Origin of the sequence: Actinomyces vulturis (assembly GCF_001687305.1) — a bacterium.
Taxonomy (GTDB): domain Bacteria; phylum Actinomycetota; class Actinomycetes; order Actinomycetales; family Actinomycetaceae; genus Actinomyces; species Actinomyces vulturis.
In genome coordinates this window covers 249,740-264,276 of the sequence record NZ_LZRK01000004.1, presented here as the reverse complement: position 1 = coordinate 264,276, position 14,537 = coordinate 249,740, and the positions used below count along the sequence as shown (strand labels likewise).

The following is a 14,537-nucleotide window of genomic DNA, read 5'->3' as shown; positions in this document are numbered from 1 at the left end:
CCCCGGGTTCTGTTTTACAGGCCCGGGTTTTTATTTCTCATTTTTCGTATTTTTGTCAGTGAAGAGAATTATCATGTGATTATTCGTATGTTCGTGACGAGCGCTGAGGATAATCATGCTGAAAGACCCAAAGAATTACGTCATCGGTATCGATGTTGGTAGCAATTCTGTTGGTTTATGTTCTGTGGAAATCAACAAGGATCAGGTGCCTTTAGGGATACTGAGTGCTACGTCAATTATTCACGACTCGGGTGTGAGTAAAGAGCATCGTAAGAGCGCTGATACCTTGTTGAAAATTGGCGGAATCGCTCGTCGTACTCGTCGACGTTTTCGAGAAGAACGTCGCCGTTTGAAGGCATTGGATCAATGGTTGATCAATCATGCTTACCCGTTGCCTTCTTCGGCGGACTATAAGAATCCTGCTCAACCATGGTTCTTCCGAGAGGAATTACTTTCTGAGTACATTCCTGATGAGCATCGCCGAAAAGAGATGATCGCTGTAGTTCTTCGGCACATGGCTCGCCACCGTGGCTGGCGTAACCCGTATACAAAAGTAGAATCTCTGTTTGAGAGTCAGCCTGACAGTGAGTTTCTCGTAGACTTTCGGCGCCGTGTGAGTGAATACCTGAATGAAGAAGTTGGTGACGATTTATCACTCACTCGCGTGGTGATGTTGTTGGCTACGCGCACATCAAACTCCGGTGAAGAAGTGTTTGATGTAGGTATTCGTCTTCGTGGCAATGCGTCGAAAAACAGCAATGTTGATGTGGTGCCACTCGGAAAAACCGCTCAGTCAGATCATGCTGCTGAACTTCGTGAAATTGCACAGGTCCAACATATCGATGAAGCAGAGTGGAAAGACTGGATTCGTCTGGTTTTTCGTTCTCAGTCTCCTAAAGGTTCTTCGGTCTCACGCGTGGGGCATGATTCGTTACCCGGACAGGAGCGTTTACGACGTGCCTCTCGTGCATCACTGATCTTTCAGGAATATCGCATTGCTTCAGCGCTAGGGAACTTGTATGTGCGAGAGGGCGGCATTAAACGCCCGTTGACACTTGACGAGTATGCTTCAGCATTTGAATTTCTTAACGATGGATTCGTTACACAAAAACTGGAATCAGTATCGTGGAGCGATGTTGCCGAGGTTATCGGAGTTCCCCGGAATCGTTTAGGCGGTTTAGCCGATCTCGATGTTGATAATGAATCATTTGCGAGGCGCCCTCCAACGAACGTTACTCATCAGGCGATGATGAAAAGCAAAATTAAGGCGTTACGTGAATGGTGGAAATCGGCGTCTCGTGAACTGAGAGGGGAGATGATTTCTTATCTCGTTGATAACGAGATGAGTGATGCCATTATTGAATGGTATGGAACGCTTAACGATAGTGACCAACTTGCACTTGATGAATTGGTTCTCCAAGTGGGTCGTGCCGCATACTCAGAAGACTCGTTAAAGCGTCTTACTGCGTGCATGCTTAGTGAGGGATGTTCATTAACTGATGCATTGACAACAGAGTTTGGTGTTTCTCCTGGTTGGCGGCCGCCTGCAGCGCCCGTGAAAGAACCTGTGGGTAACCCTGCAGTAGATCGCGTATTGACCATCGTCAACGATTATGTTCGTGAAGCAACGAAGCGTTGGGGAGCACCTCAACGAATTAATATTGAACATGTTCGAAGTGCGTTCATGTCTGAAGCCTCATCCCGCTCATTGACGAGGGAGATGGATACACGCGCTCAGCGTCGCCTTCAGATGGCTAATGAAATCGCGCAACGTATGGGCATTCGTTCTAAGTTACGCGGGTCGGATGTTCGGCGTTTTTCTGCGTTACAACGGCAAAATGGCCAGTGCGCATACTGCGGTGACGTGATTACGTTCAACACTGCGGAGATGGATCATATTATTCCTCGTAAAGACAGTACATCCGATTCGACTGTAAGTAATCTTGTCGCAGTGTGTGGCCGGTGTAATCGGTCAAAGACGAATATTCCGTTCGCTGTATGGGCTGAGAACTGTGGTATCGCAGGAGTAAGCGTGGATGAAGCTGTCGCTCGTGTGAAGTTTTGGGTGAAAGACCCGAAGATGTTCCCGGGGAAGCAGTTCTCGCGGCTTCAAAGTGATGTGATCCGCCGTTTTAAGCAACGTGTTGATGATCCTCCTTTTGATACGCGAAGTATGGAATCTGTTGCGTGGATGGCACGTGAGTTACGCTTCCGCCTGGACTATGCCTACCCTGACACTAAGGTAAGGGTTTTCCGCGGATCTATTACGGCTGAAGCGCGTAAGGCTTCAGGGTTTGAGAACCGAATTACGATGATCGGAGGCAAGGGCAAACAACGCTTGGATCGCCGCCATCACGCTGTTGATGCGCTTGTGATTGCCATGATGCGCCCTAAAGTTGCGGAGGTCTTGGCTTTGCGTTCTCAGATGAAGAGAGCACAACAGGATGCGACCGTACGTGACGATGAGGGGAGGCAACTGGTTGACACGTGGAAGTCTTTCACCGGCAAGGAGTTTGCCGATAGGCAAATCTTTGATCAATGGGTAAAGAACATGGGAACACTTGCTGAAATTACCCAACGGGCGTTGGATAACGATCAGATTAGTGTGCAACGTCAACTCCGCATACGTCTTGGAGGTGGGCGCGCACATGATGACACGATTCATGAACTTGAGAAACATCAGTTATTTGAGGAAATTCCTGAATCGTTGATTGATAGGGCAGCTACCCCAGCATTGTGGTGCGCTCTCACTAGACACCCAGATTATGTTGCTGGAAAGGGATTACCTGAAAACCAATCCCGCACAATAAATCTTCAAGGTACTCGTGTTCATTCTCATGATGAGGTTGAGTTTTTCGCGTCGGGCGCTCCACAGATTAAGGTTCGAGGTGGAAGCGCGGAAATTGGTGGCACTATTCACCATGCGCGTATTTATCGTTATCCGGCAGCGCGTGGTAACAAGATGAAAATTGGGATGGTCCGTGTGTTTGCGTGTGATCTTCTCAAACACCACAATGAGGATCTTTTTTCAGTTCCTTTAGCGCCGCAGTCGATTTCTGTCCGATCGTGTGAACCTGCTTTGCGTAGTGCTTTGGAACATGGGATTGCTGAATTTATGACAGAACTTGTTGTGGGTGATGAACTGCTGATTCCTCATGTTGATGAGATCGGTGTTCTTAGCGAGTTTTCTGCGATCTATCCAGGAACTACTCATTGGGTTGTTGATGGTTTCCCTGAGGCGACGCGTCTTCGTTTGCGTCCTGCCATGATGGCAGGTGAGGGACTTGCTAGCGATGCGTCTAAGAGTGAAAAAAAGATTCTTCAGGAGAAGGGATGGATAGTGACGTTATCTACTTTGTTTTCGAACAAGATTCGAGTCGTTCGTCGTAATGCTCTCGGATATCCGGTTGGCTTGTCACCTTATAGGCTTGGGACTATTGAAGTGAGGCCTTAATGCGTGATCGCGGCTGGAGAATAATTGACTGTTCTCACCTTGAGGGAGAGATCCACTCTGTTCGTGGGGCAATACGTATTACGAATCAACACGGGACAACAGATGTTGCCGTGGAAGATATTGCTGTTCTGCTTGTTGGACCGTCAGTTAGTTTTTCTTCAGCCGCGATTCATCGTTTGACTTCGGCTCAGGTGTCTGTGTTGTTTTGCGATTGGCGTGGGGTTCCTGAATCGGCTTGTTGGGCTTGGAGTTATCATTCGCGTGTGGGAGCGCGTGCTAATGCGCAGGCAGCGTTAGCAATGCCGAAAAGAAAACAGGCATGGAAATCAATTGTTCGGGCAAAGATTCATGGACAGGCTAATTGTTTAGAAGGTTTGTCTGAACCCGGGTATCGAACGATTCGGCACCTGGCCAGCACTGTTCGTTCTGGCGATTCGTCGAATGTGGAAGCACAGGCCGCGCGTCTGTATTGGCAGTCATTGTTCGGGGATGATTTTCGCCGCGATCCTGACATACCAGGTGTCAATGCGGCATTGAATTATGGGTACATGATTCTTCGTGGCTTTGCTATCCGTGCGGTAATTGCGGCTGGGTTAGTTCCTGCGCTTGGAGTATTTCATCATGGGCGCTCTAATCCTTTTAATCTTGCTGATGATCTAATTGAACCTTTTCGTCCAACTATTGATTGGGTTGTAGCACAGTACGGAGATGATGTATCGGTAGATGATCCTGATGTAAAGCGCAGTCTTGTTGCTGCTGCGGATGCACCTTTTTTGGCAGAGGGAACTCGTGTTTCTACGGCGATGGAATTCCTTGCGCAGGCTTATGGCCGTTATGTCGAAAACGAGGTGGTTTCTTTAGAGGTACCGATTTTCCGTTCAGGGAAGTAAAGATTAATGGCTGATGATCCGATGTGGTGCCTCGTGATGTTTGATCTTCCTACGGAAACGAAAGCGCAGCGACGCGACGCAAATCATTTCAGAAATGCTTTATTGGATTTGGGTTTCTTTAGGGTCCAACTTTCAGTGTATGTGCGATACAACCCGTCTCCTTCTGGTGATCATGCGAGAGTGAAAGCGGTCGTAAGAAATCTGCCTGCACAGGGCCAGGTAACCATTGTTTATCTTTCTGATACCCAGTGGAGTAAGGCTTTTCGTTTTTGTAATGCGCAGGAGCAAGATGCTCCAGAGACTCCTGGTCAACTAATGTTTTTTTGACGTTGAACTTCCAGTTTTGGTTGGAAAATCAATGAAAATCTCCCCCTCTGAAGTCTATCAAAGGGGGAGATAACTAATTCTCAACCGATATTCGCGCTGCCTACGGCGATTTAGAAGTCTATCAAAGGGGGAGATAACTAATTCTCAACCTGACTCGGCGGGGTACTTTTGATAAAAGAAGTCTATCAAAGGGGGAGATAACTAATTCTCAACCCGATCACGATCTTGTCAATGCTTGAAGGAAGTCTATCAAAGGGGGAGATAACTAATTCTCAACACTCATCCATCCGGCCGTGTTGGTTCCGGAAGTCTATCAAAGGGGGAGATAACTAATTCTCAACTGTTCAGAGGCTTTGCGTCAGGGAACAGGAAGTCTATCAAAGGGGGAGATAACTAATTCTCAACACATAGCAGAATACTCACTTGAGCCAAAGAAGTCTATCAAAGGGGGAGATAACTAATTCTCAACACCCATCGGATCGAAGATGTTGACTTGAGAAGTCTATCAAAGGGGGAGATAACTAATTCTCAACTTAGGCCATGAGATTCCAAGTAGCGCACGAAGTCTATCAAAGGGGGAGATAACTAATTCTCAACACGACGTCGATCAATCAACAGGTCACGAGAAGTCTATCAAAGGGGGAGATAACTAATTCTCAACAGGTAGACACCTGAACGATATTGCTGCCGAAGTCTATCAAAGGGGGAGATAACTAATTCTCAACACCATGAGGGCCTGACCGTTTCCATGCTGAAGTCTATCAAAGGGGGAGATAACTAATTCTCAACCAAGTGCCAAACCGTTTGGCGTGGTGTAGAAGTCTATCAAAGGGGGAGATAACTAATTCTCAACAGTAGAAGTCTCTATACGGCGCGATTTCGAAGTCTATCAAAGGGGGAGATAACTAATTCTCAACGATAAGCGTCACGGAAATCAAGGTCTCTGAAGTCTATCAAAGGGGGAGATAACTAATTCTCAACCGTCCTCGGCGGCGTTTTCTTCCTCGTAGAAGTCTATCAAAGGGGGAGATAACTAATTCTCAACTCTGACGTGACGTAAACGTTCACCACCGGAAGTCTATCAAAGGGGGAGATAACTAATTCTCAACAATTCCTGCAGTCATGTATGCCAAAGGCGAAGTCTATCAAAGGGGGAGATAACTAATTCTCAACCCGCTGGATGGGCTCTGGTTCGCACTGGGAAGTCTATCAAAGGGGGAGATAACTAATTCTCAACCACTTAAGGGATTATTCCTTATGCTTCTGAAGTCTATCAAAGGGGGAGATAACTAATTCTCAACACGAAGAAGAACTCAGGGCGTATAGGCGGAAGTCTATCAAAGGGGGAGATAACTAATTCTCAACAAGATTCAACTGCCCTCTGAGGGAGATAGAAGTCTATCAAAGGGGGAGATAACTAATTCTCAACCGCGCGTGAACCTCTCTCCAATGGTTCGGAAGTCTATCAAAGGGGGAGATAACTAATTCTCAACCCAGCACTCACACGCCGCCACCTCTTGCGAAGTCTATCAAAGGGGGAGATAACTAATTCTCAACGGACATGTGGTCCCAGATGCTTAAGGCGGAAGTCTATCAAAGGGGGAGATAACTAATTCTCAACTTTCAAGTCGAATGATGAAGCGCAGGGCGAAGTCTATCAAAGGGGGAGATAACTAATTCTCAACGTTTGATGCGTCGTGTTTATTTGAATACGAAGTCTATCAAAGGGGGAGATAACTAATTCTCAACGTGATGAATCGTGATCGTGTTTGTGAAAGAAGTCTATCAAAGGGGGAGATAACTAATTCTCAACCGTAGTCCGGCTTAATGTCACCAAGCACGAAGTCTATCAAAGGGGGAGATAACTAATTCTCAACATACTCAGTTACTTTGTAAGTCCAGTCCGAAGTCTATCAAAGGGGGAGATAACTAATTCTCAACGCGGCGCAGGCTTGACGGTGGGTAACTGGAAGTCTATCAAAGGGGGAGATAACTAATTCTCAACCTCCGGTAAAGACGTTGCTTCGGAAGTGGAAGTCTATCAAAGGGGGAGATAACTAATTCTCAACGGAACAACCACGTTTTCTGCGAGCCAGGGAAGTCTATCAAAGGGGGAGATAACTAATTCTCAACTGTGCTGACCAGGGCAGATAACGAGGGCGAAGTCTATCAAAGGGGGAGATAACTAATTCTCAACGGCTTTCCTACGCCTGGTCAAAGGTGACGAAGTCTATCAAAGGGGGAGATAACTAATTCTCAACAGCCCCGGACTTTTTCGGCGTGGGTCCGGAAGTCTATCAAAGGGGGAGATAACTAATTCTCAACCGGCGGTGAGGTGGCCCCATGTGAATGTGAAGTCTATCAAAGGGGGAGATAACTAATTCTCAACGCGCAATGACCTGCTCCGGGGCTGGTTTGAAGTCTATCAAAGGGGGAGATAACTAATTCTCAACGGCGCTGCTTCTGGTGCCTCGTTTGCTTGAAGTCTATCAAAGGGGGAGATAACTAATTCTCAACGGTGGTATTCGGTGGGGTCGATTCCGAGGAAGTCTATCAAAGGGGGAGATAACTAATTCTCAACCTTGTGCCTCCAGTGCGCGTGGTTGATCGAAGTCTATCAAAGGGGGAGATAACTAATTCTCAACGGCGATGCGGTGCGGGATAGTGGCGCGGGAAGTCTATCAAAGGGGGAGATAACTAATTCTCAACCTCTTTCAGTACACTTCACGCAGAGTTCGAAGTCTATCAAAGGGGGAGATAACTAATTCTCAACAGGCCCTGCTCGCCTCGATGAGGAGGGAGAAGTCTATCAAAGGGGGAGATAACTAATTCTCAACGGCATGAGCAACAAGAAGAAGAAACGCGGAAGTCTATCAAAGGGGGAGATAACTAATTCTCAACGCAGTGTTAAACCAGTAGTTGTGTGGGCGAAGTCTATCAAAGGGGGAGATAACTAATTCTCAACTGAGGGAGGCATTCGGGGAAAGATCAAAGAAATCTATCAAAGGGGGAGATAACTAATTCTTGTCAAATTAACTTCTGATGAGAATTTCTTTGAGGTGTTTACTGGCGATAACTCTTACCCCTCCCGCCGCTCTGGCGGTGGTGCCAGAGCGGCGGTTTGTTAGGGAACTAATTCTCAGCGGGGTTCACTTGAACTGCAAATGCCACGGAAGTTTATCAGTGGGAATGCTGATTATCAACATGTATAAATCATTTTGTGGCTTAAATTCATCAATTCTTCGCCTTCGTAGTAATGGCAATTAGGAAAAATAAATCAGTTACGTTGACTTAATTCAAGAATTAAGCAGTTATTACTAACTTTACTTAGAATGGAGAAGAAAAGAGCGAGAGATGGAAAAGAAAGCAATGGGTAGAAGGCCATAGAATTCGAGTGGATGATGAATTCTGTTGGGATACTCAACTGTGTGGCCAAGGCACCGATTAGCCCTGAGTCTTTTTCTTAGGGGAAGGCGGAACAAACTTGCCGTCCTTGAGCGGGGGAGCGCCCTTCAGATCGGCAATCGCGTCTGTTAATGACAGTTCAGGATGCTTCAGGCGATACTGGCGTACCACCTTGGAGGGAGGATTCGGCAAATGCTTGACGTATTCCAGGCGCTTGACCGACTCATCAGAAGGGTAGTTCAGTAACTGGTGCCAGAAAATCGCTGCGATCACAACTTCCATCAGGGCGATAGTCCACATCTTGTTGGCGGCGCTCCACAATGCTAGTCCGAGGAGTATCACAGCCATAAAGACGTACACCTTTTTGTTCAGCACAATCTCACCAGTTTTCTGCATCGTTGAAGAAAAGTTGTTGCTGCCATCTTAGTGTACTGACAGTTACAAACCCGTCACACATTGGCTACGCCAAGGTGCAGATACTGAGGAAAACAAGCAAGGTGTGATAGGCATAAACAAGCCATGCACGCTTGCCGTGCCCCCATAACGAAAGGCGCCTCATGACTACCACATCATCACTGGCTGGCCGCCATTTCTTCCTCCTCGGAATCGGCGGGGCAGGCATGAGCGTTGTCGCTCAACTACTTGCCTCTCAGGGTGCCACCGTTGCCGGAGCTGACGCCGCAGACTCACCAACCTGCCAGGCGTTACGAGACCAGTCCATCCCTGTCCTCATCGGACACGACCCGGCTGACCTTCCCGAGGAAGCAACAGTCGTTATTTCCACCGCCATCAAGGAAACAAACCCCCAGTTGGTTGTGGCTCGCTCGCGCGGACAAGAAATCCTTCACCGCTCTGAGGCCCTCGCTCTGGCCGCACGTGAGCAGGCTTTTGTGGCCGTGGCGGGAGCACACGGCAAGACCACCACCTCAGGCATGCTTGCCCAAGCCCTGACTGCCGCAGGGGCGGATCCTTCTTTCGCAGTAGGCGGAGTGGTCAGTGCTTTGGGAACCGGTGCGCACATGGGCAATGGGGGAGTATTCGTTGCCGAGGCAGACGAATCTGATCGCTCCTTCCTCAACTACCGCCCCGCCATCGAAATTGTCACTAACGTCGAGCCTGACCACCTTGATACCTACGGTTCCACCGAGAACTTCGAAGCAGCATTTGTTGACTTCGCTCACCGCCTCACCCCAGACGGCACTCTCATCATCTGCTCCGATGATCCGGGGGCAAGACGTGTCGCCGAAAAAGCTATTACTGACGGTCTCCACGTCATCACCTACGGTCAAGGACCGGGCATTGTCGCCCAGGGTGAGGGTATTGCGGAACTTCGTAGCCCCCACGCTCAACTCGTTATCCGTGACCGCCAGCCCGGAACCACTCGCGCCACCATCACGATGACTGTGCCTGCAAGCGCAGCATGGCTGGGAGAACCTCTGGTATGTGGCCTGAGCGTCGATATAACTCTGGCGATGCCCGGCGATCACGTGGTCCTCAACGCTGCGAGCGCGTGGCTCGCTGGTGTACTCATCGGTGTAGAACCCCAGGTCATGGCGCAATCCTTGGGCACCTTCACCGGAACGGGGCGCCGTTTTGAGTTGCGTGGTGAGGCAGCAGGCGTCCGTGTGATGGATGATTATGCACACCACCCCACAGAAGTGGCAGCCCTGGTCACCTCTGCCCTGCCCGTAGCCCGCGAGCGTGGCGGCCGACTCATCCTCGCCTTCCAACCCCACTTATTCTCCCGTACCGAAAACTTTGCCGAGCGTTTTGCTCAAGCTCTTTCCGGTGCACACGCCGTGGTGCTCGCAGACATTTACCCGGCCCGTGAAACTCAAGAGCAGTTCCCCCACGTCACCAGTGCCATCATTGCTCAACACATGAATCCTGAGTCAGTTACCCTCGTGGGTGACTTAGCTAATGTGGCCCCGGCAATTGTTGATCTGGCTCAGGCCAATGACCTTGTCATCACCGTTGGTGCAGGCTCTATTACTCAAGCAGGCCCCCAGATTTTGAGCATTCTTCAGGAGCGGGCATGAGCCCATCGGGCGCTGGTACACGTCCCGGCGGCCCGCGTCGCCTAGGAACGCCGCGTAGGCCAGGGCCTGTGCGGCCTAACGGTGCCCAGCGTCAACGCCCCGCCTCGATTCGCCCTACCGTCGATGAGCCGGGGGAGTCTGGCCTTTTTGATGACCCTTTAGAAAAGAATGATGGAACGCAGCGACGCGAAATTAGTGACCATGCGGCGTCGCCCCACAAAGTTCAAGAGGATGAGGCACGCGAGGAGAGTGTCAAGAGTCGCGTTTCCCGCGTTGCTGAGCGTGTAAAAGTAGCGTTGCCGCATCTTCCTGTTCGACGCAACAAGCCTGCCGAAATCATCCACCCCCAGCGTACTGATTCTGTGGTGTCCATGGGGTTAGAAGAGCGTCTTCAAGAAAAGCGCACCGCCGAACGGACACGCAAAAAGAAGCGCATCCGCGACATTGCCATCGTGGCTGTGGTGGCGGTAGTAATTGGATGGCTTTTGTTGGCCTCTCCGCTGCTGGGCCTGAAAATGCAGGACGTGTCTGTTAGTGGTTCTGATGGAAGCGTGAGTTCTGAACAAGTTACTGAACTTGTGCAGCCTTATGCGGGCACCTCACTGATCATGCTGGACGTGAACGCGGTGGGGCAGAAGGTTGCTGATTCACTCGTTCGTGTTGAGGACGCAACTGTTCGCCGTAACTGGCCTCACGGCATCACCGTAGTTCTCACGATGCGCACTCCTGTGGTGGCCATGAAGACTGACGACGGATACGCGATTATGGACGCACACGGTGTGGTGCTGGAAACCGCGCCTGCGCCCACGACCGGTACCGTCTCAATCACTGCACCACCGGAGGGACAAACGCTAAGCGAAGAGCAAGTGCTCGCAGTCTCTGAAGCAGTGGGTGCGCTGAACCCGTCGACCCGTGCGCGCGTATCCAGTGCTGCAATCTCTGCCGCCGGCATGATTTCCTTGACCCTCGATGGTGGCCAGCGTGTGGTGTGGGGAACTAGCGAAGATGATGATTTCAAGGCCGAAGTACTCGGTGTCCTTATTACGCGCGAGGCTAATGTCTATGACGTCTCGGCTCCGAATAACCCCACCACGTCCTAACCTTTTCGTGGCCTGAATGAACTTTGCTTTGTCTTTGTGATCTGAACGAGCCTTGCTTCACCTTCGTGTGCTGAGGGAACCTTGTCTCGATTCTGTGGCCTTGAGAAAGTCTCGCCTTGTTTTCTTAGTCTGAGGTGAGGGACCCCTGTCTCGTTCTGGTCCCTTATGACGTGGTTACTCTCCTCATGCCCTGATTATTTGGCTGGCTTGGAGGTGCCGGCTTGGGTGTGTTTCAGGCAGGTGCTTTGGTTATTTAGGGCTGATTTTTGGGGTGTGTGACTGGCGTTTTTTAGCACATTAGAGACACACCGAAAGAAATCCCCAAGGCATGTGCCAGGTGCCGTACCGTTCACTCCGTCATGATAAACGTGACATAAGTCTAAACCTAAAGTTAAGGTTTAGGGCTTATTTCGGGAGTTAAGCACACCAGCGGAAGGCACACCAGTGGCGGAATCTCAGCACTACCAAGCAGTCATCAAGGTGGTTGGTGTGGGCGGCGGCGGCGTCAACGCCGTCAACCGCATGATTGAAGCAGGGCTGCGCGGCGTCGAATTCATTGCAGTCAACACCGACGCCCAAGCACTTCTCATGAGTGACGCCGATGTCAAACTCGACGTTGGCCGTGACATCACCCGAGGACTCGGTGCAGGTGCCGACCCGTCCATCGGCAAGAAAGCCGCCGAAGATCACGAAGATCAAATCCGCGAAAACCTCGAAGGCGCTGACATGGTATTCGTGACCGCAGGCGAAGGCGGCGGTACCGGCACTGGTGGCGCACCCGTCGTAGCACGGATCGCCCGCTCCCTGGGTGCCCTGACCATCGGCGTGGTCACCCGCCCCTTCAACTTCGAAGGCAAGCGTCGCAGCGCACAGGCAGAAGCCGGCGTCAACGACCTGCGCGCCGAGGTTGACACCCTTATCGTCATCCCCAACGAACGCCTCTTGGCCATCGCTGACCGCAACATCAGCGTGGTTGACGCCTTTAAACAGGCTGACCAAGTCCTTCTCCAAGGCGTTCAGGGCATCACCGAACTCATCACCACCCCCGGCCTGATTAACGTCGACTTCAACGACGTTAAGTCCGTCATGCAGGACGCAGGTGGCGCCCTCATGGGTATTGGCGCAGCAACCGGTGAAGACCGTGCAGTCCAGGCCACCGAAATGGCGATCGCCTCCCCACTGCTCGAAACCTCCATCGACGGCGCACACGGCGTGCTCCTCTTCTTCCAAGGTGGTAGCGATCTTGGCTTGTTCGAAATCAGCCAAGCTGCCGAACTCGTTCGCGAAGCAGTTCACCCCGAAGCCAACATCATCTTCGGTAACGTCGTTGACGGCACTTTAGGAGACGAAGTACGCGTCACCGTGATCGCCGCAGGCTTCGACGAACAGACGCAGACCAAGGAAGCACCCAAGGCTCCCGTCGTCGCCCAGCAGCGCCCCCAGCGTGTCTCCTCCCATCGTGCAGAACGCCCCGTCGCTCAGCCCGCATCCCCGCTCGCTGCAGCAGCAGCACAGCCCGCAACCGAGGCCCCCGTTGCTGCCAGCGCAGCCACCAGTGAGGTCCCCGCCTATGTCGATGACACTGCAAGCGATCTCAGCCCCGTGGAACTCGATACTCCTCCCACCATGGAACCCATGGCCGTCACGGACGAAATCGACCTCCCCGACTTCCTCCGCTGAGCCTTCAGTAACACAAGCGGGTACGCCTTCCCGCTCGATAGACAGTGCACCATGAGCACAAACTCCCGTTACCCGTCGCTGCTGAGCCTAGAATTAGGTCCAGCAGCGACGGTATTTATTACCACCGTTGATATGCCCCACCTAGCGGCTCATACCGGCGATGATCCCCTTACCGTGCGCGCCACACGAGACTGCCTTGAAGACGCCGTGGAGGCACCAATCATCTGGATGAACCAGACCCACTCCACCGCCGTCATCCATACAGACCTCACGGCACGCACCTCAAACACCTTCAATCAGGCCGGCCTTGGAGACGACTATGCGGTTGCTGGAAGAAAAGAGACGAAGACAGGGGGGAGTGCGGCGTCGAATGCCTGGGAATCTCACCTGTTGACGCTAAGCAGTCAGATGCCTGGGGCACGCAGTAGTGCGCAGGAGTGGGAACTAGACCAGGCGGGTGACCTGGTAGCTCAAGGTGATGGTCTCATCATCTCTCAACACCTCAACGGTACTGCTTTAGCGAACTTTCATACGCATGGATCCCAATCAGATGACGGAGCAGATTCAGGCGTGGGGAATAATACGGGAAGTCATGCCCCATTAACGTACGCCGCGGCCGTCCTTACTGCTGATTGCGTGCCGATCCTTATCGCTTCACATGATGGTCAGCACATCGCCGCCATCCATGCCGGGCGGAAAGGTGCGCTCGGAGGAATCGCTCAGCAGGCCATCACCATGATGCGTGAGATCACCACCCAGCCACTCCACGTCATGCTCGGCCCCAGCATCTGCGGACCTTGCTATGAAATTGACCCCACAACCTACAATGAATTCATCGCACAATACCCCAGTGCAGGAACCCAGACACTCCAAGGGACCTACGCCATCGACGTGGCGGGCGCAGTGACCCAGCAGTGCAGAGAAATTGCCGAATGCAGTGGTGGAACCTTTACTGATCTTCGACTATGCACACTGACTGATAAACGTTTCTACTCCTACCGTCGTGACCATACTGGACAGCGAATCGCTTCGATTATTCGCCCCGGAAAACCGTGACAAACCGGGCTCAGAGGGGAGTTGTTCAGGTGCCGAGCAACACGCCGAGCACAATCCCCAGCCAACACAAATAATCCCTATACCTTGCTCTTACCGGGTTCGATCATCCCGGCCGCACGATCAAGGAGCACGCTATGAGCGCACTGCGCAAGATGTCCAGCATCCTCGGCTACGCCGAACCATCGCAGGATGAGTACCTCGACGAGTACACCGAAGGTGGCGACGACTACTACGACGATGCTCCTTTGCACGCAGTTGATGAAGAAATGGTCTACGAAGAAGAGGCTCCTGCCCCCGATCTTCGCCGTATTGTCACCGTCAAGCCCTCCAGTTACAACGAAGCACGCCTGATCGGCGAAGCATTCCGTGATGGAGTGCCCGTAATCGTCAATCTCACTGACATGACTGAGAGCGACGCGCGCCGTATGGTGGATTTCTCTGCAGGTCTCGTGTTCGGTTTGCGTGGCTCTATTGAGCGCGTGACCCCCCGCGTCTTCCTGCTTACCCCTGCTACCGTGGAAATTGAAGGTGCCACCGCACCGGCAACTGCTGGCTTTTTTGCCCAAAACTGAGCGAGTTTATTGAG

Annotated in this window: 9 protein-coding genes and 1 CRISPR repeat array; of the genes, 8 read left to right on the top strand and 1 reads right to left on the bottom strand. The window is 51.4% G+C overall.

The features are described from left to right. Positions 1-115 precede the first annotated feature (115 nt). The 3 genes from cas9 to cas2 are packed head-to-tail and all read left to right on the top strand — an operon-like array spanning position 116 to position 4,671. The gene (gene cas9 / locus A9753_RS07945; RefSeq protein WP_067782903.1) at positions 116-3,454 is read left to right on the top strand and encodes a type II CRISPR RNA-guided endonuclease Cas9; all 3,339 of its coding nucleotides are present in this window, start codon (positions 116-118) and stop codon (positions 3,452-3,454) included. Next, positions 3,454-4,344, top strand: coding sequence for a type II CRISPR-associated endonuclease Cas1 (gene cas1, locus A9753_RS07940; protein WP_067782901.1), 891 nt, complete (start codon positions 3,454-3,456; stop codon positions 4,342-4,344). The genes cas9 and cas1 overlap by 1 nt, the downstream gene beginning before the upstream one ends. Before the next feature lie 6 nt (positions 4,345-4,350). Further along, a complete protein-coding gene (cas2, locus tag A9753_RS07935) occupies positions 4,351-4,671 on the top strand; it encodes a CRISPR-associated endonuclease Cas2 (protein ID WP_067782898.1) in 321 nt (106 codons plus the stop codon). Between the two features lie 49 nt (positions 4,672-4,720). Continuing rightward, a CRISPR array of direct repeats spans positions 4,721-7,700; the repeat unit is 36 nt; unit sequence GAAGTCTATCAAAGGGGGAGATAACTAATTCTCAAC. A 415-nt stretch (positions 7,701-8,115) separates the two neighbouring features. Here cas2 and A9753_RS07930 read toward each other — a convergent pair. After that, positions 8,116-8,451, bottom strand: a complete 336-nt coding sequence (locus A9753_RS07930) for a hypothetical protein (RefSeq protein ID WP_141673362.1) — start codon at positions 8,449-8,451, stop codon at positions 8,116-8,118. A 182-nt stretch (positions 8,452-8,633) separates the two neighbouring features. On the opposite strand from A9753_RS07930, the gene murC reads away from it, so the two are divergent. The 5 genes from murC to A9753_RS07905 all read left to right on the top strand — a co-directional run bounded on the left by murC (position 8,634) and on the right by A9753_RS07905 (position 14,523). Then, positions 8,634-10,115 carry a UDP-N-acetylmuramate--L-alanine ligase gene (gene murC / locus A9753_RS07925; RefSeq protein ID WP_067782891.1) on the top strand — a complete coding sequence of 494 codons (1,482 nt, stop codon included), beginning with the start codon at positions 8,634-8,636 and terminating at the stop codon, positions 10,113-10,115. Next, a complete protein-coding gene (locus A9753_RS07920; protein ID WP_083090415.1) occupies positions 10,112-11,215 on the top strand; it encodes a cell division protein FtsQ/DivIB in 1,104 nt (367 codons plus the stop codon). Before murC ends, A9753_RS07920 begins: the two co-directional genes overlap by 4 nt. Positions 11,216-11,659: 444 nt before the next feature. Continuing rightward, the gene (ftsZ, locus tag A9753_RS07915; RefSeq protein ID WP_067782888.1) at positions 11,660-12,895 is read left to right on the top strand and encodes a cell division protein FtsZ; all 1,236 of its coding nucleotides are present in this window, start codon (positions 11,660-11,662) and stop codon (positions 12,893-12,895) included. A 51-nt stretch (positions 12,896-12,946) separates the two neighbouring features. Next, positions 12,947-13,951, top strand: a complete 1,005-nt coding sequence (locus tag A9753_RS07910; RefSeq protein WP_067782885.1) for a purine nucleoside phosphorylase YfiH/LACC1 family protein — start codon at positions 12,947-12,949, stop codon at positions 13,949-13,951. A 134-nt stretch (positions 13,952-14,085) separates the two neighbouring features. Next, a complete protein-coding gene (locus A9753_RS07905; RefSeq protein WP_067782882.1) occupies positions 14,086-14,523 on the top strand; it encodes a cell division protein SepF in 438 nt (145 codons plus the stop codon). The last annotated feature ends 14 nt before the right edge of the window (positions 14,524-14,537 follow it).